At 58.0% G+C, this 23,061-nt stretch carries 20 protein-coding genes and 2 pseudogenes; 13 read left to right on the top strand and 9 right to left on the bottom strand.

What is annotated here, in order from left to right; genetic code table 11:
• Positions 1 to 32: 32 nt before the first annotated feature.
• From ACEUKI_RS05810 to ACEUKI_RS05800, 3 genes are all read left to right on the top strand, one after another.
• Positions 33 to 1,580, top strand: coding sequence for an isopeptide-forming domain-containing fimbrial protein (locus ACEUKI_RS05810; RefSeq protein ID WP_374156608.1), 1,548 nt, complete (start codon positions 33 to 35; stop codon positions 1,578 to 1,580).
• A gap of 349 nt (positions 1,581 to 1,929) precedes the next feature.
• Positions 1,930 to 2,271 (top strand): hypothetical protein, encoded by a 342-nt coding sequence (locus tag ACEUKI_RS05805; protein ID WP_370739564.1) that lies wholly within the window; start codon positions 1,930 to 1,932, stop codon positions 2,269 to 2,271.
• The gene (locus ACEUKI_RS05800) at positions 2,252 to 2,575 is read left to right on the top strand and encodes a hypothetical protein (protein WP_156604010.1); all 324 of its coding nucleotides are present in this window, start codon (positions 2,252 to 2,254) and stop codon (positions 2,573 to 2,575) included. Before ACEUKI_RS05805 ends, ACEUKI_RS05800 begins: the two co-directional genes overlap by 20 nt.
• Positions 2,576 to 2,587: 12 nt before the next feature.
• Here the strand turns inward: ACEUKI_RS05800 and ACEUKI_RS05795 are convergent, their stop codons facing one another.
• The 3 genes from ACEUKI_RS05795 to ACEUKI_RS05785 form a co-directional block, all read right to left on the bottom strand.
• Positions 2,588 to 3,901: an ATP-binding protein gene (locus ACEUKI_RS05795; protein ID WP_144169541.1), complete on the bottom strand. Its 1,314-nt coding sequence runs from the start codon at positions 3,899 to 3,901 to the stop codon at positions 2,588 to 2,590.
• 234 nt (positions 3,902 to 4,135) lie between these two features.
• Positions 4,136 to 4,615 carry a Dps family protein gene (locus tag ACEUKI_RS05790; protein WP_052828532.1) on the bottom strand — a complete coding sequence of 160 codons (480 nt, stop codon included), beginning with the start codon at positions 4,613 to 4,615 and terminating at the stop codon, positions 4,136 to 4,138.
• 96 nt (positions 4,616 to 4,711) lie between these two features.
• Positions 4,712 to 6,055 (bottom strand): hemolysin family protein, encoded by a 1,344-nt coding sequence (locus tag ACEUKI_RS05785; protein WP_080785647.1) that lies wholly within the window; start codon positions 6,053 to 6,055, stop codon positions 4,712 to 4,714.
• Positions 6,056 to 6,100: 45 nt separating this feature from the next.
• Here ACEUKI_RS05785 and ACEUKI_RS05780 point away from each other — a divergent pair.
• A pseudogene (locus tag ACEUKI_RS05780) lies at positions 6,101 to 6,226 on the top strand (ATP-binding protein); the annotation flags it as partial.
• A 41-nt stretch (positions 6,227 to 6,267) separates the two neighbouring features.
• Here ACEUKI_RS05780 and ACEUKI_RS05775 read toward each other — a convergent pair.
• The 4 genes from ACEUKI_RS05775 to ACEUKI_RS05760 all read right to left on the bottom strand — a co-directional run bounded on the left by ACEUKI_RS05775 (position 6,268) and on the right by ACEUKI_RS05760 (position 9,709).
• Entirely contained in the window at positions 6,268 to 7,170 is a 903-nt protein-coding gene (locus ACEUKI_RS05775) for an ABC transporter permease (protein ID WP_156604009.1), read from the bottom strand.
• 72 nt (positions 7,171 to 7,242) lie between these two features.
• Complete coding sequence (locus ACEUKI_RS05770; RefSeq protein ID WP_143248053.1) at positions 7,243 to 8,229, bottom strand: ATP-binding cassette domain-containing protein; 987 nt, start codon at positions 8,227 to 8,229, stop codon at positions 7,243 to 7,245.
• Complete coding sequence (locus ACEUKI_RS05765) at positions 8,213 to 8,935, bottom strand: FHA domain-containing protein (RefSeq protein ID WP_350028960.1); 723 nt, start codon at positions 8,933 to 8,935, stop codon at positions 8,213 to 8,215. Before ACEUKI_RS05765 ends, ACEUKI_RS05770 begins: the two co-directional genes overlap by 17 nt.
• 90 nt (positions 8,936 to 9,025) lie before the next feature.
• Positions 9,026 to 9,709 (bottom strand): carbonic anhydrase, encoded by a 684-nt coding sequence (locus ACEUKI_RS05760; protein ID WP_080785643.1) that lies wholly within the window; start codon positions 9,707 to 9,709, stop codon positions 9,026 to 9,028.
• A 272-nt stretch (positions 9,710 to 9,981) separates the two neighbouring features.
• Between ACEUKI_RS05760 and ahpC the strand changes: the two genes are divergently transcribed.
• Positions 9,982 to 10,545, top strand: a complete 564-nt coding sequence (gene ahpC, locus ACEUKI_RS05755) for an alkyl hydroperoxide reductase subunit C (protein ID WP_013410497.1) — start codon at positions 9,982 to 9,984, stop codon at positions 10,543 to 10,545.
• A 122-nt stretch (positions 10,546 to 10,667) separates the two neighbouring features.
• Positions 10,668 to 12,557, top strand: a complete 1,890-nt coding sequence (locus tag ACEUKI_RS05750; protein ID WP_144169543.1) for an FAD-dependent oxidoreductase — start codon at positions 10,668 to 10,670, stop codon at positions 12,555 to 12,557.
• Between the two features lie 122 nt (positions 12,558 to 12,679).
• On the opposite strand, the gene ACEUKI_RS05745 is transcribed toward ACEUKI_RS05750, so the two are convergent.
• Positions 12,680 to 13,951 carry an ATP-binding protein gene (locus ACEUKI_RS05745; protein WP_080785641.1) on the bottom strand — a complete coding sequence of 424 codons (1,272 nt, stop codon included), beginning with the start codon at positions 13,949 to 13,951 and terminating at the stop codon, positions 12,680 to 12,682.
• 514 nt (positions 13,952 to 14,465) lie between these two features.
• Between ACEUKI_RS05745 and ACEUKI_RS05740 the strand changes: the two genes are divergently transcribed.
• The 6 genes from ACEUKI_RS05740 to ACEUKI_RS05715 all read left to right on the top strand — a co-directional run bounded on the left by ACEUKI_RS05740 (position 14,466) and on the right by ACEUKI_RS05715 (position 21,658).
• Entirely contained in the window at positions 14,466 to 15,803 is a 1,338-nt protein-coding gene (locus tag ACEUKI_RS05740; RefSeq protein ID WP_260847468.1) for an ABC transporter substrate-binding protein, read from the top strand.
• Positions 15,804 to 15,902: 99 nt separating this feature from the next.
• Positions 15,903 to 16,772, top strand: coding sequence for a carbohydrate ABC transporter permease (locus ACEUKI_RS05735; protein ID WP_080785640.1), 870 nt, complete (start codon positions 15,903 to 15,905; stop codon positions 16,770 to 16,772).
• Positions 16,773 to 16,778: 6 nt separating this feature from the next.
• Complete coding sequence (locus ACEUKI_RS05730; RefSeq protein ID WP_080785639.1) at positions 16,779 to 17,609, top strand: carbohydrate ABC transporter permease; 831 nt, start codon at positions 16,779 to 16,781, stop codon at positions 17,607 to 17,609.
• A 64-nt stretch (positions 17,610 to 17,673) separates the two neighbouring features.
• The gene (locus ACEUKI_RS05725; RefSeq protein ID WP_140514716.1) at positions 17,674 to 19,026 is read left to right on the top strand and encodes a glycoside hydrolase family 172 protein; all 1,353 of its coding nucleotides are present in this window, start codon (positions 17,674 to 17,676) and stop codon (positions 19,024 to 19,026) included.
• Positions 19,027 to 19,068: 42 nt separating this feature from the next.
• Complete coding sequence (locus ACEUKI_RS05720) at positions 19,069 to 20,547, top strand: glycoside hydrolase family 32 protein (protein WP_080785637.1); 1,479 nt, start codon at positions 19,069 to 19,071, stop codon at positions 20,545 to 20,547.
• 4 nt (positions 20,548 to 20,551) lie between these two features.
• On the top strand, positions 20,552 to 21,658 hold the full coding sequence (locus ACEUKI_RS05715; RefSeq protein WP_236838358.1) for a LacI family DNA-binding transcriptional regulator: 1,107 nt from the start codon (positions 20,552 to 20,554) through the stop codon (positions 21,656 to 21,658).
• Between the two features lie 67 nt (positions 21,659 to 21,725).
• On the opposite strand, the pseudogene ACEUKI_RS05710 reads toward ACEUKI_RS05715, so the two are convergent.
• A pseudogene (locus ACEUKI_RS05710) lies at positions 21,726 to 21,869 on the bottom strand (LacI family transcriptional regulator); the annotation flags it as partial.
• Between the two features lie 102 nt (positions 21,870 to 21,971).
• Here ACEUKI_RS05710 and ACEUKI_RS05705 point away from each other — a divergent pair.
• Positions 21,972 to 22,970, top strand: a complete 999-nt coding sequence (locus tag ACEUKI_RS05705; protein WP_144169544.1) for a LacI family DNA-binding transcriptional regulator — start codon at positions 21,972 to 21,974, stop codon at positions 22,968 to 22,970.
• The last annotated feature ends 91 nt before the right edge of the window (positions 22,971 to 23,061 follow it).

Here is a 23,061-nt window from a genome sequence, read left to right as displayed (position 1 = left end):
AGTAGTACATAATAAGGAAGAGAGGGTTTCTCATGAAGTTGAGGAAGCTTTTCGCGGGTGTCGCTGCTGCGGCCACCCTGCTTGGTGGCATGGCGTTCGGCGCCACCACCGCCAACGCGGCGGATACCGCGTCCATCACCCTGAGCGACAAGACCGTGAAGGGTACCGTGTACACGGCGTACAAGATCGGTTCCTATGACACTGCCAGTGCGAAGGTCGAGAACGACAAGCTCGCGTCCGTCGGCGTGACGACGGACCAGGCTTGGAAGACGGATGCCGAGAACGTGCTGGGCACCACAGTGACTAATACTCCGGAGTACAAGGGCTACGGTGATCCGCTGGCCTATGTGGCGGGCACCACCGGTTACTACACCAACACCCCGGGAATGCTGCCGAACGCCTCCGCGACCATGGAATCGTTCGTCCAGGGCCTGACCGGCAGGCTGGATGGCAAGACGGCCGTGGACCCGTCCCAGACGGTTGCCAATGATAACGACGACGTCGTCTTCTCCGGCCTTGACGAGGGCCTGTACCTGATTGTTTCCAAGACGGATACTGAACCCGTCACGGACGCCGGCTCCCCGCTGGCTATCGTCGGCACCCGGGTGACCGTCGACGGCACCGCGTACACGAAGTTGGGTGCGAACGATCAGACGCTGGGCGAGGCCGTGGTCAAGCCGTCCACCCCACAGAAGCCGAGCAAGTCCGCGAGTGACCCGAACCCGTACGTGGGCGCCACCATCACTTACACGCTTGAGGGCACCGTGCCGGCCAAGGCCAATTCCTTCAAGTTCGTCGATACCCTGAGCGTTGGTCTGACTGTCAAGCTGGATACCCTCAAGGTGAACGTTCAGGGCGAAACCGACCCGCTCGCCAACACCGAGTACACGGTCGACCCCGCCTCCGGCGACTTTAACACCTCTGCGGCTAAGCCGTCCTTCACCATCGCGCTGAATGACGCTACCAAGTACCAGGGCAAGCACATCGTCGTCAAGTACGACGCGCTGGTCAACGAGAAAGCCGACGTCGACGGCACCGACAACGATGTCAGGTTCGACAACTCCAACCAGACCGCTACCACCACCATCACCCCGAAGCTGAACACCGTGACCTTCACCAAAAAGGGTGTGGATGCCGACGCGAGTGCTCTGAAGGGCGTCGTGTTCCAGATCGTGGCTGATGCGAACAACGCAACCCCGCTGCCGGACGGTACCGTAACCGAGGCCGCCTCAGGCGACAATGGTGTGGTCACGTTCTCCGGTCTGCCGAACGGCACGTACACCATCACCGAGAAGACCCCGGCCGATGGCTACCTGACCACCGCCCTGCCTTCGTTCACAGTTACCGTCGAGAACGGCAAGGTCACCAACGTCACCCCGACGGGTGTCGGCGCCGGCCTCGTGACCTTCGAGAACGGCTACGCCAACATCGTGGTGAAGAACGTCAAGAAGATCACCCAGTTGCCGCTCACCGGTGCCGCCGGTACCGCGCTGTTCACCGTGGTCGCCGTGCTCCTCGCCGGTGTTGCCGCGACCGTGTTCGCCAAGTCCCGTTCCACCAAGCGCGCACCCAACGCCTGATTGATGTGAACATACCTATGCGCTGATTCCAGCGCATAGTGCTCCTGAGGGGCAAGCCAGAGTTATCTCCGGCTTGCCCCTCATTACGTTTGTTATCCCCTTTGTTTGGCGCGTGATGTTCTTTTATTGACCCCTTCAATGCAGGTGCGGAAATTATAGGGGTTATGTATTTACTCCATAAAGGGGGATAAGGCGATGGGGGTCACGAGTGTTAGCATCGCCTTATAGAAGCCCTGATGGTATGTACTGCAGTGGTATGTAGTCATGGCGGATCCCATGTGGCCAACGGCGTGCCACGTGCGGAACCCCATCGACGGTCGACGGGGTAACACCTACTAAGGGGAAGATAATGGCTGCTGGAGGAGGGATGTTCAGTCCCGAGAAAGTCGAATACTTACGTACTCTGCCCGCAGTGGTGAGAGTCACCGAGAAACGCATCACCTATTCAGATGCGTTCAAAAACGCCTGTGTACGACGTTACTTGGCGGGTGAATCGCCGGTCAAACTATTCCGCGAGGCGGGCCTGGATCCGGCGGTAATCGGCTACAAACGCATCGAACGCTGCTTCGCAAGGTGGCGCGAACATGCCCTCAACGGAGATAATCCGTCCACTATGTGGAACTCCGAAAATAATCGGGGGGGGGGTATTATTTTCGCCTTCAAATTCGGGGGTGGCGGATTCGCCTACTGACAAGGCTTCCGAGACGGCCGGTCGCCCTGACGGTGTGAAGACCGAACCCCGCGCCATCGTGTTCCACCCCCGAAAAAATGAACAGGTGGACATGCGCGACCTGATGATCTACCAACAAGTACGGCGCATCAGCGAACTTCAGCTGGAGCTGAAGCAGCGTGAAGGCCAGCAAGGGCGAGCTGATCGGTCCAGCCGAGCTACTCAGGCCAACCAATCCAACCAGTCCGATCAGACCGACCTAACTGATCAGAACGGGCCTTCTGACCAGTCCGAACCATCTGACCGGCCTGTACTTGTTGACTAAGTGTGCGGCCCGTCATTCGTTATGGAACATGCCGGCCATGTATACAGGCAGGTAGGTTACATTCCCTTCGACTGAGACGTTGCATGGGCCAAGCACATAGCCTGTATTGAGATGGTATTCAGGGTGGGCGAGCACGTTGTCCATTGCGCGATGGCGTTTGTAGGATTTGCCGGACTTCACCTCAATCGGCAGCACGTGATCGTTGCGGTCTTGGATGAGGAAATCGAGCTCGCCAAGCTTCTTACTGTTGTAGTAGTACAGGTCAAATCCGTGAGCGCGTAGCTCTTGGGCCACCGCATTTTCATAGATTGAACCGTAGTTGATATCAGGGTTGCCGTCGAGTACGTCGAGCGCGGTTTTCTTGAGAAACGAGCCGGTAAGCAGACCCACGTCGTTGTAAAAGAGTTTGAAGAGATTACGTTCCTTGCTCATCTCCAACGGTGTGCACGGTTCGTTCACGTTGTACGCGACGACGGCTACATCCGCATTGACCAGCCAATCGAAATCGGAAGCAACCGATTGGAATCTCATGTTCTTTTCGATTTTGGCGAAGGTAAAGCGCTTGTTTGGGTTATTTAACTCGCTGGGCACCAAATCGTAGATAGCGCGGATATGCAGCCGGTCTTCTTTGCGCGCGTATTGGCTGATATCGCGGCGATATTCACGCTTTATGTTCTCTTGTATAGTGCGCACGTCCGCAACGCTGCCGTTTGCCACGAACGAGTCGACCGCGGCAGGCATGCCGCCGATAACCAGATATTTGGCGTACAGCTCCATGAGCTGTTGATGGATGAACTCATCCACTTCCTGGTGCTTGGCAAAGCATTCGGCAAGCATATTGAATACGTCGTTGCCGATATACTGCGACCAGCAGAACTCTTGGAAATCCAGTGGATACATATCCAGCTCAGTCAGGTACCCGACCGGTACCGAGCGTATATCTTCGAGCTCGACTCCAAGTAGCGAGCCGGAAAGCGCGTAGTCGAACCGACCATCATCTATTAGGAACTTAATTGCGGTGACCATTTCCTTGCAACGCTGGACCTCGTCAAAGAAAATCAGGGTTTTGCCGGGTACTAATGGCGTATTTACGGCCAGTTCCAGCCTCATCAGTAGGTTTTTGGCATCGCGTGGTCGATCGAATAATGCAACGAGGTCGGGGTTCTCGATGAAATTGAGCTCGGCGATATGGTCGTAATGCTGTTGGGCAAAGTGCCTGATGATATAGGTTTTGCCAATCTGACGGGCTCCGGTGACTAGCAGTGCAGTGCGTTTCGGCGCGGATCTCCAAGCTTCCAGTTGTGTCTCGATTTTTCTTCGCAGCATGAGAATCTCCAGTCATTTGTAGGCCTTGCATCTATGCTGGGCACGTTTTCCAACTGTTTATAGAGTATATTTTACACTTTTCCAACCATAAGAATGCGGTTTTGGCTACGTTTTCCAACCTCAAAATGGGGAGTTTTATACACTTTTCCAACTTATGTATGTGGAGACTCTCTATTTCACGTGAGACGAAAGTGGCTCCCCTCTTTGAGGGGAGCCACGGAATACGACTTTTACTTATGCCAGGTGAGAGCGCATGAACCACTGGAACTTTTCGAGTTCCTGCACGTGATCCTGGATGATGTTGGAGCTGATCACATCCAGCTCGTCCAGCTCGGCGATGGCCTTGCGGTCGTCGGCGATGAAGGCGTCGTAGTACTCGATCAGCGCCTTGAGGTACTCCTCGGTGCCCACGCGGCCCTCGGCGTCGAACGACTTCCACGTGCGGTTGCGCACGATGGCGTCAGCACGGCCATCCGGGGTGCCGCCTAGAGTGGCGATGCGCTCGGCGGTCTCGTCGGCTTGGGCCAGCACGGCCTCGACCTCGGGGTCAAGCATCTCGTGAACGGCGATGAAGTTCGGGCCGGTCACGTTCCAGTGTGCGTGCTTCAGGACCAGAGCGGCCTCCTGCTCCTGGCTCAGTCGGTTCTGCAGGATGGCGATGGCCTTCTCGCTGGTCGCCTCATCAAGGCCCGGCACAACAAATGCAAGTGTCATAATGTTCCTTCTTTCAGTAGGTGGAATGTTGCCCTTTCATTCTACGTTTTTCGGTTTTGCCCCGGGCCGAACGAATGGGTGGTGAATATCACGCGACTATTTGGCATCGTCGCTTTGTGATTCGGCTGGCAGCGGCGCATGGTCCGGGGCGCCGGCTTTGCGGACTTCGATGGTTTCGATGCGGCGGCCATCCACCTTGGTGATGACCATGTTGTAGCCGTCGTCGGAATGCAGCACGTCACCCACCGCACCCATCTTGCCGGTCTTGGACAAGAAGTAGCCGGCGACCGTCTCATACGGGCCGTCCTCCAGCTCGATGCCGGTCAGATCGGCGAAGTCCTCAATGGTCATGCTGGCCTCGATCGTGGCCACGCCATTGACGAACGCTGTACGGGTGGTGCGTTCGCCGCCCTTCTCGCTGGGCAGATCGTACTCATCGCGAATATCGCCCACAAGCTCCTCGGTCATATCCTCAAGCGTCACGATGCCGTCCGTGCCGCCGTACTCGTCGATGACCACGGCCAGATGGATGCCGCGCTTACGCAGCAGTTCCAGGCTCGGCAGCAGCTTGGAGGTGCCGGGCAGGGAGATGCCTTCGCGCACCACATCGCGCACGATCTTGGCGTTCGGATCGCGCACGTCCAGCAGATCGCGCACATGCACGAAGCCGATCACGTCGTCGAAATCCTTGCCGGTCACCGGGTAACGGGAGTACGGCTGGTCGCGTACGAACGCGGCGGCCTCGGCCAGAGGCTGGTCGCCCTCGATGAAGACCACGTCGGCACGCGGGCGCATCACCTCGGCGACGATGGTTTCGGACGCGTCGAACACATCGTCCAGAATCGTGCGTTCGTCCTTGGAGAGGTTGGTGTTGGAGCTGACCAGCACGCGCAGCTCGTCGTCGGACACCTCGGACTCGGTCTGCTGCGGGTCGAAGCCGAGCAGGCGGACGATGCCGTTCGTGTTCTTGCCGATGAGCCAGATGATCGGGCGGCAGACGGCGGCGAAGGCGTCGATGGCGGGCACCACGGCGCGCGCGATCTGCTCGGTGCGCTGCATGGCGATGCGCTTGGGCACCATCTCGGAGATCACGATGGAGCAGTAGGAGATGATGAGGGTCAGGATGATGTTCACCAGGCCGCCGGCGATGCCGGGGTGCACGCCCCAGCTTTCGACCACCGGAATCAGGTAGGGGGCGATGGAGGAGGCACCGAACGAGGCGGACAGGAAGCCGGAGAGCGTCACGCCGATTTGCACGGTGGAGAGGAAGGTGTTCGGGTCACGTGCGATTTTGGCGACTTTGGCGCCGCGAGCGTCCTCCTGCTCCATTTGCTCGATCTGCGAGCCGCGCAGAGAGACCAATGCCAGCTCGGTGCCGGAGAACACGGAACCGATAACCAGAAATACGAAAATCAGGAGGATGTTCAAACCAAGCGACATGCCTTTAACTCTAGGGGAGTGGCACGTCAAATTGGGGTGTGCTGGCTGGGCAGTAAGAAACTCGGCAAAGGGAAGGGCATTCTCATCACCATCGATGAGACGCAAGCGGCCTCACACGATGATTTGGTGGCTATTGCTACAGCCGTGCAGCACGTCATTACGGATGCCGAATGAATGAAGTAAGCCGGTTGCAGGCGAGTTGCAATCCGGTTCTACGAACGCCGACGCATCTTGGCCACGGCATTGCTGACGCAAATACGCAGCACAATGGTGAAGACGACCACCATAATCCCCAGAATGCCAATGTTGAACCAGAACTGATCCGTGGTGTGCTCCCACAGATCATCCTTTTTGAACATCGGCACCTTGGTGGGGCCATACAGCAGATCGTTGAGCCCGATATCCGAGGCGGCGGCGGAGAATCCCCAACGCCCGGGGAAGATCATGCTGGCCAATTCGAGACTGTCGCGGCCAGTGACCGGAATCATGCCGCCGGAGAACACCAACTGGGCCATAACCAGCACTACCAGCAATGGCATCGTCTGTTCTCCCGACTTAACCAGCGCCGAGCCGACCTCGCCCAACAATGCGGAAGTCCACGCAGTCAGCCAAATCGCCAACACCAGTTCGGGTATGCCGGAATCAGTGACCACACCATGGTCCGGGCCGGGCTTGCCGAGGCTGACCGCAGCGGTCAGAATCGCCGCCTGCAACAAGGTCTGCAAACCCATCACGATGAGTTTCGAGGCGGTGTATGACGTGGGCGACAAACCCACTGCGCGCTCGCGGTCGTAAATCGCTCGCTCGGAGACGATGTCTCGCACGGACAAAGCCGATCCCATAAAACAGGCGCCCAGTATGACGAGCACAAGCAGCTGGTTCGGCTCGGTGGCGGCGTCTTTGAAATCGGGCTCACCCAAGCCATGAGAGCCGGGTACAACCAGCGACAGCAGGCCTAGGAGCAATGGCAGCAACAGCAGGAAAATCAGCAATCCGTGGTCGGCGATAATCAAATGCAGCTGACGAATCACCAGAGTGATGGTCTGTTTGATGCGGAATGGCTTTGCCGGTTTCTCATGCTCGGTGTGCCTCGTGATGGTGGACTCGGCCTGCATGGTGCACTGGCGTGAATCAGTAATCGAATACACCTGTTCCGGAGATTCGGCGACATCGTTGAAGATATCGGCTCATTCCTTGCCGTTGAACGCCTGACTCATCTCCTGCACGGTGCCGAAGAATGCCGGATGGCCGCCGGGAGCGAGCATGAGCGCGTTATCGCACAACTTGTTGATGTACGACAGTGAATGGGTGACCACGATAACCACGCGGCCGGCATCCGCCAGTTGGCGCAACATGGTCATCACCGTAAGATCCAGCGCCGGGTCGAGGCCCGAGGTCGGTTCGTCGAGAATCAGCAATTCGGGTTCGGTGAGTAGCTCGATAGCGGTGGACACGCGCTTGCGTTGGCCGCCGGACAGTCTGTCAATGCGATTCTTACGGCGAGACGTGAGTTCCAGCTCATTGAGCACGTTGTCGATGATTTCGGCGCGCTCGGCCTTGGTTGAGCCGGGCAGGCGCAGCTTGGCGGCGTATTCGAGCGCCGCGTCCACAGAGAGCTTGCGGTGCACCACGTTGTCCTGCGGCACGAATCCGATACGGCTGCGCAACAGTTCGATGTTCTGATGCACGTCGTATCCATCAAACAGCACGCGCCCGTCCGTGGGGCTGTTGAGCCCGGCGACGATGGAGGTGAATGTTGATTTGCCGGCACCGGAGGGGCCGATCACGGTGGTGAGCGTGCCCTTGGCGAATACGGCGTTGATGCCGTCAAGCAGCCGGGTGCCTTTGCCCACAGTCAGTCCGATGTTTTCGGCGATAACCGCATCGTTGCTGACAAACGGCGTGCGGTCGCACAGTACGCCTTCATGCACGATCAGATCGGTGTTGCCGACGGTGACGACGTCATCTTCCCGCAGCCAGATCTTCGCCACGCGGCGGCCATTGACATAAGTGCCGTTGGCGGAGTTCAGGTCGGTGAGCAGGATGCCGCTGCTGGTGGTTTCCAGCGAGCAGTGTTTGCGGGAAACCAGATAATCGTTGATGCGAATCAGGCAGGCGGCATCGCGGCCGATGGTGCCGGTGGTGTCATGCTCGGGGTTAAAGGACCCGTGCACGCGGTTGGTGGTGAGTTGGGACTCGAGCCTTATCGCCTGCGTGCTGCCTGCCAGAACAGTGCCGACGGCATTCGATGGGGAGGGAGATGCGGAGGGAGACGGAGATGGTGATGCGGGTGATACCGGCACTGGCGATACTGCCGTTGGTGCCGCTGCTGTTGGGCGGGGTTGCTGTTGCAGGCGCGCGAGGGCCGGGGATACGCGGTGCGGGGCCAGCGGGGCTGGCGTTGGTTGCGGTTGTGTCGGTTGTGCCGGTTGCGGTGCGAGTTGCGTGGGTTGCACTACTGGGCGTGCCTGTTGCGGCGCGAGTTGCGTGGGTTGTGCCGGTTGTGCCGATGGCGCCGGCGGTAGTGCAGGCTGGGCCACGTTTGCTGCAGGGTGCCTCGGGGGGGGGCTGTGCCGGCGTGGCCGGCCCGTTGGTCCCGACGATGCAGACGATGGTGGCCCCTTGTGCCAGTGTCACCTTGGTGCTGTTCAGCAGCAGTACGGAAGTGGTGTGAATGCCGTTGATGGACAGTCCGTTTGCACTACCCATGTCTTCCAAGAGCCAACCATCGTCGGTAAAGGTGACGCGAGCATGATGGTGAGATACGTACGGGTTGTGAATCACCAGATCGCAATCCGGCGCACGCCCGATGGTCGTGGCACGCGCAGGATTGGGGGTATAGGTGGCGGATCCGTAGTGAATAGTGAGGGCAGGCGGCATTGGTTCAGACTTCCGTGTTCCTCGATCTCTCTGCACACAGATGTACCACGACCGCATTACCCCCCCCGGTGAACGGGGTCTGACTGATGGTCAGAAACTCAGCACCTCGACCTTGCCGGTGTCGAGCTGGTAACGGGCGCCAACGATCATCAACTGGTCGGCGGCCAACGCCTGCTGAATGATGGGGGACTGCTCCACCAGCGTCTCGATGGTGCGGGCCACGTGTACGCGCTCGATGTCTTCATGCGCGTCGAGCTCGGCTTCGCGCGCCTGCCAAACGGACATGCCGGCCTGGCGCAGAATAATCGATTCGGCGGCGGCGATGTGCTTGTCGAGGTCGTCCATCGCGTTCGCGGCTTCCAGTGAGCCGTCGGCTTCGGAAGTGATGGTGTGCATCAGGTCATCCAGCTCCTGCTCGGCGGCCTCGATTGCGCCGCAGTGCTCGTGACCGAGCACACAGATCAGGCTGACATGCAGTTCCTTGACCGCGTACTCCAGCGAGGCGATAACCGCACTATCGATGAGTTGCCCAGCGGTGCGCACGGTGAACAGGTCGCCCAAGCCCTGATCAAAAATGATTTCCGGAGGTACGCGCGAGTCCGAGCAGGAAAGCACCGCGGCATCCGGTTTCTGACCATCAAGCAGCGTCTGGCGGATCTCCTTGTCCTGCCATGGGTGGTCGGGCTTGTCCTCGGCAAAGCGCCGGTTGCCTTGCAGCATGCGGCTCCACGTTGCGTTCGCGGTTGATTCCTGTTCAAAGTCTGACTGAGCCATGAAACCTCCATCATCAGCGGGCTGCTGGTACCCATAGTAGCGATTGGAAGTGCGGATTCGCGACTGCATGCATAATCTGGCTTTGCCCAAAGCATAATGAGAACGCTCACAGTCGCGATTTCGATTCGGCACGACCTGCGATGCCGGTCGGCGCAAGGGTTGCGGGTGGTGTGATAAGGCTCATACGTTACACCCGCGCGAGCCGTGGCTCACCACATTACGATAGGTGGCGGTAAACGCTTGAAGATTAACAATTCCCGAAAGGACCGATGATGACTCTTCTGCAGCATGAACTGACCGATTTCAAGGTGAACGCATTCCAGAACAACGAGTTCCATGAGGTGACCAAGGACGATGTGCTCGGCCACTGGTCCCTGTTCTTCTTCTACCCGGCCGACTTCACCTTCGTGTGCCCCACCGAACTTGAAGACCTGGCCAAGAACTACGCCAAGTTCAAGGAAATCGGCTGCGAGATCTACTCCGTCTCCTGCGACACCCACTTCGTGCACAAGGCCTGGCACGACGCCAACGAGAAGATCGCCAAGATCGAGTACCCGATGCTTGCCGACCCGACCGCCCTGCTGGCCAAGGATCTCGACACCTACAACGAGGCCGATGGCGTGGCCGAGCGCGGCGACTTCATCGTGAGCCCCGAGGGCAAGGTCGTGGCCTACGAGGTCATCTCCTCCAACGTGGGACGCAACGCCGAAGAGCTGCTGCGCCGCGTGCAGGCCTCCCAGTTCGTCTACGAGCACGGCGATCAGGTCTGCCCCGCCAACTGGACCCCGGGCGAAGAAACCATCGAGCCCAGCCTCGACCTCGTCGGCCAGCTGTGATCGACACTGAACATAGTTTTAGCTCCCTCTGATGGGCTGAGCCGTGAAGAAAACGCCTCCAGCATTTTCTTCACGGCTCAGCCCATCAGAGGGAGCTGCGCTATATCGCAAAAGGAGTTGTTATGTCTCAAAACGATTTGTATGACGTCGTCGTCATTGGTGGCGGGCCGGCTGGCTTGACGGCCGGCCTGTACCTGGCCCGCGCTCGCTACCGTGTGCTGATTCTCGAAAAGGACGATTTCGGCGGCCAGATCACCATCACCAACGAAGTCGTCAACTATCCAGGCGTCGGCCGCACCACGGGCCGCGCACTCACCCAGACCATGCGCCAGCAGGCGCAGGATTTCGGCGCCGAATTCCTCTCCGCCGAAGCCACCGGTCTCGACGTGGATGGTGACATCAAAACCGTGCACACCTCACACGGCGACCTCAAGACCTTCGGCATCCTCATCGCCACCGGCGCCAGCCCGCGCAAGCTGGGCTTCGAGGGCGAGGCCGAATACGCCGGCCGCGGCGTGGCCTACTGTGCCACCTGCGACGGCGAGTTCTTCACCGGCAAGGAAGTGCTGGTGGTCGGCGGCGGATTCGCCGCGGCCGAGGAATCCGTGTTCCTGACCAAATACGCCTCCAAAGTCACCGTGCTCGTGCGCGAACCGGACTTTACCTGCGACGCCGCAGTGGCCGCCGAAGCCAAGAACAACCCGAAGATCGACGTGCGTTATCAGGTCGAGCTGAAGGGCGTCACCGCCGGCCAAGGCGGCCTGCGAGAAGCCTCGATCCTGAACCTTGCCACCGGCCAGACCGAAACGTGGAAGCCCGCCGACGCCGGCACCTTCGGCGTCTTCGTGTTCGCCGGCTGTGTGCCCGCCACCGATTTGGTGCGCGGCGTAGTGGAGCTCGATGATCACGGTTACGTGGTCACGCACGACTACCTCGAAACCTCGGTGCCGGGCGTGTACGCGGCCGGCGATCTGCGCGTCAAGAACCTGCGACAGGTGGTCACCGCCACCGCCGACGGTGCGATTGCCGCCGTGGAACTGGAACGTTATGCCAAGCAGATGAGCGAGAAAACCGGCTTGGTGCCGCCGCGCCCCACTGCTTCCGCTTATGAGGAGTCCGAGGCCAAAGCCGCCTCCGCCGCCTCGGCCGCTGGCACGACGCCCGCCCCGGCTCCCGCCAAGCGCAGTGCTGATGCCGCAGCCGCATCCAGCGCCGCCAAGAAGTCCGGCGAACTGTTCCCCGCCGCCATCAAGCAGCAGCTTGGCGTGGTCTTCGGCCGCATGACCCGCCCGGTCACGCTCGCTCTCGAGCTGGACGGCACCCCGCTTTCGGCGGAATTGCAGGGCTTCATCGGCGAGATGGTTGCGCTGTCCGGCGGCAAGCTGAATTCGGTTGCCGTCGATGCCGCGGGGCTGATTACTGCGGTGGATGGTGCTTCTGTGCCTACTTCTTCGGTGGTCGGCGAACCGCTGTCCGTCACCTTGCCGGACGGCACCGAACTGCCTACTTATGGTTCGCTGGACGATTCCGGCCGTGCCACGTTCGGCGTCGCCGGCGTCCTGCCGCTCGCTCGTCCGGCCGTGCGCATCTGCGTGCCGGCTGGAGGCGATGGTTCGCTGGTCTTCACCGGCCTGGCCTTCCATGGCGTGCCTTCCGGCCATGAGTTCAACTCGTTCGTGCTTGGCCTGTACAACGCGGCCGGTCCCGGCCAGCCGCTGGGCGACGATTTGATCGAACGCGCGAAGTCCATCACGGACCCGCTGAACATCATGATCCTCGTCTCGCTCACCTGCACGATGTGCCCGGAAACCGTGCTTGCTTCCCAGCGCATTGCCTCCCTGAGCCCGGCCGTGCGCGCCGAAGCTTACGACGTCTCGCACTTCCCCGAACTCAAGGACCAGTACGGCGCGATGAGCGTGCCCTGCATCGTCATCACCCACGCCGACGGCACCCAGCAAGTCGAATTCGGCAAAAAGAGCATTCCCCAAATGCTCGAACTGGTCGGCGCGTAAGCGCGCGACCCCAGCCGTACCCAACAGCAACAACAACGATTCCGCCAAAATCGTGACGTGCATCGATTGATGCGATTGATGCGCCTGACTCCGGAAGAATCGTTGTTTCACCCCTGGCAATGCTATGGCCTAAGCGTTCTGATGGGGGCCACCATGACACCGTCTCGGCGGGTGAAACTGTATTCACCTGTGCCCGTCACCACCATAAGGAAACTGGGTTTTGGCATGGTGGTGGTGTCGATTTTGTCGGCGAGCTTTATCAGGTTGGCCGCACCTTCTTCGATGAGTCGGTTCCCTCCCAGCTTGACTTCGATGAGCCCGTATCGGCCATCCCGCAGGTGAAGGACCGCATCACACTCAAGCCCAGTTCTGTCGCGGAAGTGGAACACATCGCCATCGAGGGCGTCTGCGTATACGCGGAAGTCTCGTACGCACATACTTTCAAACAACAGTCCAAAAGTCTCGAAGTCTTTGATGAGGCCGGCTGGCCCGATTCCTAATGCTGCCGCTGCGATGGAGGGATCGACAAAATGTCTGGTATCTGAAGTGCGTATTGCACTCTTGGAGCGCAAATTTGGATTCCACGCAGGCATATCCTCAAGAACGAATATTTTTTCCAGTGCGGATATGTAGGATTGCACGGTTTTGTCGCTGGGACTTTCGGCACTGCCTCGCACGTCCGCGGCAATTTGTGATGATTGCGACTGTGAGGATTCCATACGAGCATACGAACGCAATAAACGACGTGCCAGGTGAGGATCTCGTTGCACATCGTCCACTCGGGAGATATCTGACTCGACAATGGCATCCAAGTAATCTCGAGACTGTTGTAGCGCGATGCGCTCTGTTCGATCGATTGCCTTCGGCCATCCGCCGCGGCACAGCAGGAAAGCAATGTGTTCAATGTTGGAGTCCACCCGGGAGAGCGGCATGGATTCACCTTCGAACAGCGAAGCGAACGATACCGCACCTGTAGAATCTCCGGACTCATACAAGCTCATAGGCCTCATGCGTAGGCGAGCGATCCTGCCGGTTCCTGTGTGGGTAATGTCTGTAAAGCTGGGCGGTACACTTGAGCCGGTAAGGAGAAACTGATTGAATTCGTCGCGTTGATCGACTTCGAGGCGGACAGCATCCCACAGTTTGGGTGCAATTTGCCACTCATCGATGAGTCGCGGTGTTGCTCCTTGCAGAAGCAGCGAAGGCTGCATATCCGCAAGCATGATGTTTTGCTCGCGGATATCAGGTTGTGCCATGTACAGCACGCTTTGTGCTAATTGCAGACATGTCGTTGTTTTCCCGCACCATTTCGGCCCCTCGACCAATACCGCACCTTTGGCTTCAAGACGGTGCCACAGCACTGTATCGTAAATTCGATTTCTATATTGCTTCATTGCGGCAAACTCCTGAAAAATCAACGATTATCTGTTCTTGCTTCCTATTATGACATAGTTTCGTTTCCAACCTTGACATGTTTTCGTTTCCGACTTTGACATGATTTTGATTCTTAGGATGACAGAAATTTTACGTGCCCGCCAACATCGGTGCAGGCCTGAAGCGTGAATATCGCCTTGAGTTCTTATGGACTTAGGTCGGTGAGGCATAGGGAAACCCGGAGGTGAAAAAAAAGGGGGAAGCCTTCGGGCTCGTTTGCCGTATGCAACACGCAATGTGTTAACCGGTTGACATATGGGATACCACGGTGTTATAGTGAATTCAACGCAGCGGTGTGAAAACAAATAAAGACTGAAATGAAGCCATTTCTGGATTTATTAAAAACAATCGACAACGTAGTGAAAGTGTTGAAATGCATGTACTATGTTACTCGGTTAACAGGTTTTCGGAACGGTGTGTGCGGCTGTGGTCGCGAGGGAAAAGGAAAACTGGAAACTGGAGCAAAGGAGCACCATGACTCAGCATATTATGAAGAGTCGGGCGATGTCCGTCATCGGTGCAGGCGTCGCGGCATTGACCATTGTCGGCACGCTTGCCGGTTGCGGTGGGTCCGGCACGGAGGTCACTAAGGACGATAGTGGCGCCACCGTCATCAAATTCGGCATCAATGTGGCTAACCCCGCCAAGCAGGAGCCGGCGACCAATGACATCGTTGAAGCATTCAACAAAGTCAATGAGGGCAAGTATAAGGTTGAGTTCGTTGCCGCTGACACCGAATCGCATGCCAAGAACATGAAGCTCGCTGCCTCTGACGGCACCTTGCCGCAGGTCTTCTGGGTCGAGGGGTCACAGGTCACCGAATTCAATGAAGCCGGTGTGCTCATGGATCTTACGGATTTTCTTGATCAGAACAGCGATGTCAAAGATGCGCTGAATGGTTCCGAGGCCGCGTTCCGGGACGGCAACGGGGTTCAGTATGGATTGCCATACCAGAGCAATGTGCAGGGCATCTTCTACAACAAGGATGTTTTCGATAAGGCCGGCGTCGATTATCCGACCGACGACACCACATACGACGAGTTCCTTGACATGGTTGCCAAGCTCAAGGACAGCGGGGTCACGCCACTGTCGATTGGTTCCAAGAACAGCTCGTATGCCATGTGGGAATTCAACATTTGGCTATCTCGTTATGGCTGGGGGGATGACATCGCGTCCATCCTCGACGGTAAGGGGACGTTCTCCGATGCGGAGCTGGCCAAGGCCTTCGACAGGATCAAGGGGTTGGCCGATGCCGGTGCGTTCCCGGAGAATATGTCCACTATCGAGTACTTCGATGCCAAGCAGCAGTTCGATGAGGGCAAAGCCGCGATGTTCGGTACCGGCCAATGGGATTGCGCTGAATTCGATAAGAACATTGGCGATCGTATCGGATTCTGGTGGGGGCCGAAGTTCACGGATTCCTCGGCCGATCAGGAAATCGATATGAAGGTGCCTTCCGCGCCTATCGCAGTTCCGGCTACCGTTGCCGACAACGATGCCGTCAAGGAGGCGACCTATGCCTTCCTCAAGTTCTACTACAGCAAGGATGCCGCTGAACTGTCTTATGAGAGCTCCATGTTCCCGGCCACCAGTTATGACGGTCTTGCTCCGTCTTCGGACAAGTACGCGATGAATGCCATGGTCGAGGCCTTGGGCAATGGGTGGAAGTCGCCTACCGCCGCTCCTGATCTGACGGTGCCCTCCGCGGTGCAGGCATCGTTGTATGACGGGCTCTTCGGCGTTATGCAGGGAACCCATACTCCGGCCGATGCCGTCGCCAAGATGGATGAGGCGCTGGCCAACTCGAAGTAATGCATATCTTCTCCTCGATGGGTGTGGCCGGTCTCACAGCCGGCCGGCCGCACCGTTGCCCTGATCATCACATTGTTTTTTCGCAGAAAGTGTGCCGTAATGCATTGGCTTAGCAAAACGCGCTATAAGGTAGGGTTTCTGATTCCCACGCTTGCGGTGTATGTAGTGTTCATCATTTTGCCTATCGGCATTGCAGTGGCCTACAGTTTCACCAAATACTCAGGTATCGGCAAGGCCCGTTTCAATGGAATCGACAACTACGTGCGGCTGGTCAAAGATGATATCTTCTGGAAATCTTTGGCCAATACTGCCATCATTTTCGTGGTGGCGTCGGTGCTGCTCCTGGTGCTTTCGTTTCTGTTGGCGCTGCTGCTCAACAACAAACTGGCATTTGCCGATACGTCCAAGGCGCTGGTGTTCTCGCCGGCCATTATCGCTCCGATTATCGTAGGCATTATCTGGGTGTACATTCTCGACCCGAAGATCGGCGTGGTCAATGGCGTCCTGCGGGCCATCGGCGCGGGAGACCTGGCCCAGCAGTGGATCGGCGGGACGACGCTGTCTCCGTATTCGATCGCGTTCATCTATTTCTGGCAGCAGCTTGGCTACCTGACCACCATCTTCATAGCGGGACTCAAAATGATTCCGGAAGAAGTGATGGAAGCCGTGCGCGTGGATGGCGCCAATGCCTGGCAGCGCACGATTCATGTGACCATACCGATGATGCGCTCGACCATTTCCACCGTGGTCGTGCTGATCATCACCGGAATCTTCAAGATCTTCGAGATCGTGCAGCAAACTACCGGCGGTGGACCCAACCATATGTCAGAGACGTTGGTCACCTACAGCTACTCGATGGCCTTCCAGTCCGGCGAGTACGGCTATGGCATGTCCATCGCCACCGTGACCTTCCTCGTGTCGCTGGCAATCACCGGAATCTACCTCCTGTGCTCCAAGGAAAGGGGCTGATCGGCCATGATGTCGAAACGTGCAAAAACATGGTTCACCATTCTTATGGTGGTGATCACCGTCCTGATGGTGTTCCCGCTCCTGTGGATGCTCATGATGTCGTTCAAGTCGAACGCCGAAATCATGTCCGACCCGTTGAGCTGGCCCAAGGCGTTGAATTGGGACAATTACCGCAATGCCTTGAAAACGCTGAACTATCCGAGGCTGTATCTCAATACGTTCGTGGTGTGCGTGGTCTCCCTGATCATCGAGCTGACCATCACTTTCTTCAGCTCCTTCGCTCTGGCCCGCATGACGTACAAGCGCCCCGGCCTGACTAAGGCGGTGTACGCCTTTCTCATTGCCGGCCTGAGCGTGACTCCGTTCATCCTCCTGTTCCCGGTCTACAAGATCAACATGTTCTTCGGGCTCAAGGAGCAATGGGCGTTGATCATGCCGTATGTCGCCTCATCGATTTCCTTCAACACGCTGCTGTTCGTCGGTTATCTCAAAGCGCTTCCCGCGGAGATCGACGAGGCCGCCGTCATCGACGGCTGTTCGATATGGGATCTGATGTTCCGGGTGATCCTGCCCATGACCAAGCCGGTGATCGCTACCGTGGTGATTTTCAACGTGCTCTACATCTGGAACGAATACCCGTACGCTTCCGTGATGCTGCGCAATCAGGCCGACTATACGCTGTCCATGGGAGCCAGCTTCTTCAAGGGCACTTACACCGTGGATTACGGCGGCATAGTCGCTTCATCGGTGATGATCATCATCCCTGAACTCATCTTCTACGGATTGTTCCAGAAGAAGATCGTCGGCGGCATGGTCGCCGGCGCGGTCAAGGGCTGACATTCGTCGCTGTCGATACCCCCCCCCAAAAAAAACAACAAAATCAATGACAAAGGAGAACGCCATGAGTGCAATCTCGGGAATGTTCAAAGACCTGACGAGCGTCCACCATGCTCGCAATGGTCGACTTGCCAGCTGGGATCAGCGGGGTAAGAACCAAGACTACTGGGAAGTGCCCGCCGGTGAAACCATCACGCTTGGAGAAATCGAAGGTCCAGGCTGTATCACGCATATGTGGATGACTTCCAGCTGCCGCAGGGTTGCTGCACCCTCCATTCTCGATCCGGTCGCGCAGGCCTCTGCCGCTCCCGTAATGGAGATCCATCCCGCACTTGGCGTGATCTGGGATGACTATGATCCGTTCTATTACCGCAAGGCACTCATTCGAATCACCTGGGATGACGAGGATACGCCAAGCGTGCTATGCCCGTTCGGTGATTTCTTCTGCATCGGCAACAGCTATCCGGGCAACTTCTCATCGTTGCCGTTCAACGTATCGCTGAAGCCGGAAGAGGCAGGCCGTTACGGGGCTCCCTGCTCGGTCTCGTGCTACTTCCCGATGCCCTTCAACAAGAAGGCGAAAATCGAGATCATCAACGAGAACGAGCTGCCATTCATTCTCTACTTCAACATTGATTATGAAATGTATGCCGAGCCGCTGCCCGAGGACACCGCTTACTTCCATGCGGCATGGCATCGTGAGAACCCGTGCGACGGCTGGGGTCCCGACCTGCAGGTCAACAGCCCGGAGGTCAACAACGTCACCAACTTCAAGGGCGAGCACAACTACACCGTGCTGGACGTTGAAGGCACCGGTCATTACGTGGGCTGCAATCTCACCGTCAAGCATTTCCAGGGCAGCTGGTGGGGTGAGGGCAACGACATGTTCTTCATCGACGGGGAGGAATATCCCTCGCTCAATGGCACCGGCACCGAGGATTACTTCAACCATGCATGGGGCATGCAGCGTAATGCCTATCCGTTCTTCGGCACCATCGTCCATGAGGGAGATACGGATGGCTTCCAGGTTTCGTATCGATTCCACATCACGGACCCGGTGCGTTTCGAGAAGCATCTCAAAGTCACGATCGAGCATGGGCACGCCAATCACCTGTCCGATGATTGGAGTTCCACGGCTTACTGGTATCAGACATTGCCCACGGCGACTCCGCTGACCATTGCCCCGGTCGAGGACCGGTTGCCGGTAGTGCCGCAGCTTCCGGAACGTGTGCTGCCTCAGCCTGAGCTGACCGATGAGCAGCGTTCCGCCCGCGAGGCATATGCGGCACGGTGGAAGGAATACAAGCCCGCGCGCGATGAACAGTTCCGCATCAAGGAAGACAAAGCCCGTCGCGAGTCCGAGCTGAACACGCAATTCGCCAAGAAGCTTCGCGAAGAATTCGACGCGAAGCAGTAAGGCGACATAACCCTAACCATTAAGGGACCAAGGAGAGTTCCCATGACAACAAAGTCCATGCAGCAGGCCATCGATACGGCCTCGACCTATATCGCCGAACACGCCCCCGAGGTAGCACAGGCCAGTATGCGCCAAACCTATCATCTTATGGGGCCGTGCGGCTGGATCAACGACCCCAATGGTCTGATCTATTACCGGGGCCAGTACCATTTCTTCTACCAGTTCAACCCGTATAGCGGGTTCTGGGGAAAGATGCATTGGGGCCATGCGGTCAGCGACGACCTGCTGCACTGGACCCAGTTGCCGATGGCGTTGGCGCCCAGCGAGCCATACGACGACCACCCCCAGGGCGGATGCTTCTCGGGCAGCGCCATCGAGAAGGACGGCAAGCTGTACGTGGCGTACACCGGCACCGCCAACCATGGCAATGGCTTTGTGCAGACACAGAACATAGCCATCAGCGAAGACGGTGTGCACTTTACCAAGTACGAGGGCAATCCCGTGATCGAGGCCCCCAGCGGTGTTCCCACGGATTACTTCCGCGACCCCAAGATGTGGGAGCATGAAGGGCTGTACTACATGGTGGTCGGCGCGCAGCGCGACGGCAAGGCGCAAGCTCTCTTGTACCGATCCGAGAATCTTCTTGATTGGGAGTTCCTTAACGTCATGCACGAGTCCCGTGGCGAGTGGGGATACATGTGGGAGTGCCCGGACTTCTTCCCGCTGAAAGACAAATGGGTGTTCCTATGCTCGCCCATGGGTGCCGGCGAGCGTACCACGGTGTATTTCGTCGGCGATATCGACTATGCCACGGGCCGCTTTGTCTACACGGTGACCGGTGAATCCGACTGGGGCTTCGATTTCTATGCGCCGCAGACGTTCGTGGATGCCCAGGGACGTCGGATTGCCGTTGGCTGGGCCAACGGCTGGGATTGGATGCCATTCTGGAAAGACTGGGGCCCGACATACCAGCAGGGATGGTGCGGATCGCTTTCGGTGCCGCGCGAGGTCGTATTGAACGATGACCTGACGCTGTCGTTCCGTCCTGTGGCGGAGCTTGATCGGCTGCGTGCGGACATGAGCGCCGAGGAAAACGTGACCGTGCGCGACGGGCAGAGGCATGTTGTCCAGGCCGGAGACGGCGTGCATTTCGATCTTTCCTTTGCGCTTGACCTTGAGGCCACGCGAGCGAAGCAGGTGGACCTGCTGCTCCGATGCGGTGAAGGCAAACGCACGGTATGCACATTTGACTTGGAGCATGCCGAGATGAGCGTCGACCGCAACGATTCCGATGGGTGGAGCAAGGGGAAGACCCATAGCCCGCTGATGGTCGCCGGAAGCCCCCGAATGGAAGTGGAAGTGATCGGCGACACCAGTTCGCTGGAGATCTTCATCAACGGAGGCCGTGTGGTGCATTCCCTGAACGTGTTCGCTCCTGCGACCTGCAATGAGATCGCGGTCGAGCCGCATGGCGGCGATGCCGCGCTTGCCGATATCCGGGGGTACGCGCTCAGACCCTAGGGGCTTGTCCATAGGCGGCGGGCGTTTCCCTATTAAACTGGTAGGGAAACGTTTGCCGCCAATTGCTATAACGGGAGAAAAACTCATGGCCACGATAACGGACGTTGCGCGGGTAGCGGGAGTATCCAAGAACACGGTGTCGCGCTATCTCAACGAACGTGGCTATATGTCGGAAAAAACCAAGAGCGCCATTCAGGATGCCATAGACCTGCTGCACTACCAACCCAATCAGATCGCGCGAAGCCTGACCACCAAGCGCACTAATTTTGTCGGATTGGTCATCCCCGATGTGGTGCAGCCGTTCTTCGCCACCATGGCTTCCCGCATTGAAGACGAACTGGATCGTCGCGGATACAAGATGATTCTGTGCGACACCATGCATTCCCCGGCAAAAGAGCGCAAATACCTGGATATGCTTACCGCCAACAAGGTCGATGGCATTATTGTGGGCAGCCATTCCGTGGACATCGATTACTCCGGCATTGGTTTGCCGATCATATCCCTGGATCGTTCCTTGGCCGATGACATTCCGGTGGTGCATGCAGACCATGTGCAGGGCGGACATATCGCGGCCGAGGCGTTTTTGAAGCATGGCTGTAAGAAAGTGGTGCAGTTTGTAGGCTACTCGAAGGTGCTGTCTCCTTCCGCGCAACGGCATAAGGTGTTTGCCGAACAGATGCGTGACCACGGCGTCGAATGCTTTACCTATGAGTTGCGACTCAACCAGTTTGAATTCTCGTCCTACCTGCAAACCGCCAAAATGTTCCTCGATCAGTACCCGGGCGTGGATGGTATTTTCGCAGCCGATCTGGTTGCACTTGCGGTCCAGCGTGAGGCGCTTTCGCGAGGGCGTCGCATTCCGGATGACCTATTTGTATTTGGTTATGATGGCTCGTTCGTCCATAAGATCGCATATCCGCCGCTTCCTACGGTGATACAGCCGTATGAGGAGATGGCTGCCACTATTGTGGATCTGCTTGAACGGAGGATCGCCGGACAAACGCCGGAATTCCATTCGTATGTGATTCCGGTGGTTTCTTCCGAGAGCGTGCCGGATGAAGCGGATGGCGATCCCGTTGGCAACTATGATCTGACGGTCGCGCCTCGCTAGTGAGCGTATAGTGCTGACTAGCGAGAAACGACGACCTGTGCGGCTCCTCGGATAAGAGCCGCAAGCATCAATCCAGCGGCAGCGTCGATTCGCGCTGGATCAGGCGGCAGGGCACGTAATCGACACCGTGATGCGGATGCCCGTCGATGGCATCCATCAGGTATCGGGCGGCGCAACGGCCGATGGTTTCGGTCTCGTTGTGGATACGGGTGGGGGGGATGCGTCCTTCGGATGTGGCAACGCAGTCGGTCGGTTAGCGAAGCGATACGATGTATCTTATCGATGAGGTTCGTGATATGCGGAGACGATAACGATGGTGACCTTAAAGGATGTCGGCGAACTGGCCGGAGTGACCGCCACCACCGCCTCCGCGGCCCTGCGAGGCAAGGATTACGTCAAGCCCGAAACCACGCAGCGCGTGCGTGACGCCGCTCGCAAACTCGGCTACAAGATCAACCTGTCTGGCCGGTCCCTGCGTTCTGGGCGGTCCGATACCATCACCTTCCTTACCTCGGGCATCGAGGGCGACTATTTCTCCCAGCTGGCCATGTGCGTGGCTGAGGAAGTGCACAAGCGCGGCTCGCACATGCTCATCGAACTGTCCCGGTATCTTACCGACGACAACGATCTGTCGTACACGTTTTCGGACGGCATCATCGCCATCAATGCGTCACGCGCGGTCGATATCCTGAAGCGGCACCCGGCCGTCATGCTGGAAAACTACGACACCAGCCTGCCCACCGACACCGTGAACGCGCCGAGCGACGCCGGCTCACGGGCGGCGGTCCAGCATCTTATTACGCGCGGCTGTGCGCGCATCGGCATCGTCGGCGACAATCGCGATCTCAACAATCCCAACATCATTCCCGGCTCACGTGATATTCGTATGCGGGCCGCCAAGGAGACGATTCTCGCGGCCGGACTGCCGTTTGACGAGCGCCGCGATTTCATCAAATCCTCGTGGTCGATTGACGGCGGTATCGAGGCCGGGCGCGGCTTGGCTAAGAAAGGCAAGTGCAAGTATGACGGACTGTACTGCCTGAACGACGGTATTGCGCTCGGTATTCTGCGTGGTCTGGCGGGCGATGGCGTGAGCGTGCCGGGCGATGTGCGCGTTATCGGCTTCGACGGCCTGAGCCAGGGCGCGTACAGCGTGCCGACTTTGACCACCGTGGCCACCGATTTCAAGGGCATGGCGGATACCGCGCTGACTTTGCTTATGCGGCGTATTGAGAACCCGGACGACGAGTTCTTCCCGCAGACCGTGAACGTGGGGTACAAGCTTATTGAGCGCGAGTCTACTGCGGCGTGAAATGGCGTGAAACAGGGAAGTCCCACTCTGGCGAGTGGGACTTTACCGATATGCGCGGGTAAAAGGAAACCCCCGCTGAGTCGCGGGGGTT

Origin of the sequence: Bifidobacterium sp. 2450 (genome assembly GCF_041900695.1) — a bacterium.
Taxonomy (GTDB): Bacteria; Actinomycetota; Actinomycetes; order Actinomycetales; family Bifidobacteriaceae; genus Bifidobacterium; species Bifidobacterium longum.
This window is presented reverse-complemented; position numbering and strand designations above follow the sequence as displayed.

Coding starts and splice junctions, on each gene's coding strand:
- ACEUKI_RS05810 (WP_374156608.1), top strand. CDS start 33: ATGAAGTTGAGGAAGCTTTTCGCGGGTGTCGCTGCTGCGGCCACCCTG.
- ACEUKI_RS05805 (WP_370739564.1), top strand. CDS start 1,930: ATGGCTGCTGGAGGAGGGATGTTCAGTCCCGAGAAAGTCGAATACTTA.
- ACEUKI_RS05795 (WP_144169541.1), bottom strand. CDS start 3,901: ATGCTGCGAAGAAAAATCGAGACACAACTGGAAGCTTGGAGATCCGCG.
- ACEUKI_RS05790 (WP_052828532.1), bottom strand. CDS start 4,615: ATGACACTTGCATTTGTTGTGCCGGGCCTTGATGAGGCGACCAGCGAG.
- ACEUKI_RS05785 (WP_080785647.1), bottom strand. CDS start 6,055: ATGTCGCTTGGTTTGAACATCCTCCTGATTTTCGTATTTCTGGTTATC.
- ACEUKI_RS05775 (WP_156604009.1), bottom strand. CDS start 7,170: ATGCAGGCCGAGTCCACCATCACGAGGCACACCGAGCATGAGAAACCG.
- ACEUKI_RS05765 (WP_350028960.1), bottom strand. CDS start 8,935: ATGCCGCCTGCCCTCACTATTCACTACGGATCCGCCACCTATACCCCC.
- ACEUKI_RS05760 (WP_080785643.1), bottom strand. CDS start 9,709: ATGGCTCAGTCAGACTTTGAACAGGAATCAACCGCGAACGCAACGTGG.
- ahpC (WP_013410497.1), top strand. CDS start 9,982: ATGACTCTTCTGCAGCATGAACTGACCGATTTCAAGGTGAACGCATTC.
- ACEUKI_RS05750 (WP_144169543.1), top strand. CDS start 10,668: ATGTCTCAAAACGATTTGTATGACGTCGTCGTCATTGGTGGCGGGCCG.
- ACEUKI_RS05745 (WP_080785641.1), bottom strand. CDS start 13,951: ATGAAGCAATATAGAAATCGAATTTACGATACAGTGCTGTGGCACCGT.
- ACEUKI_RS05740 (WP_260847468.1), top strand. CDS start 14,466: ATGACTCAGCATATTATGAAGAGTCGGGCGATGTCCGTCATCGGTGCA.
- ACEUKI_RS05735 (WP_080785640.1), top strand. CDS start 15,903: ATGCATTGGCTTAGCAAAACGCGCTATAAGGTAGGGTTTCTGATTCCC.
- ACEUKI_RS05730 (WP_080785639.1), top strand. CDS start 16,779: ATGATGTCGAAACGTGCAAAAACATGGTTCACCATTCTTATGGTGGTG.
- ACEUKI_RS05725 (WP_140514716.1), top strand. CDS start 17,674: ATGAGTGCAATCTCGGGAATGTTCAAAGACCTGACGAGCGTCCACCAT.
- ACEUKI_RS05720 (WP_080785637.1), top strand. CDS start 19,069: ATGACAACAAAGTCCATGCAGCAGGCCATCGATACGGCCTCGACCTAT.
- ACEUKI_RS05705 (WP_144169544.1), top strand. CDS start 21,972: ATGGTGACCTTAAAGGATGTCGGCGAACTGGCCGGAGTGACCGCCACC.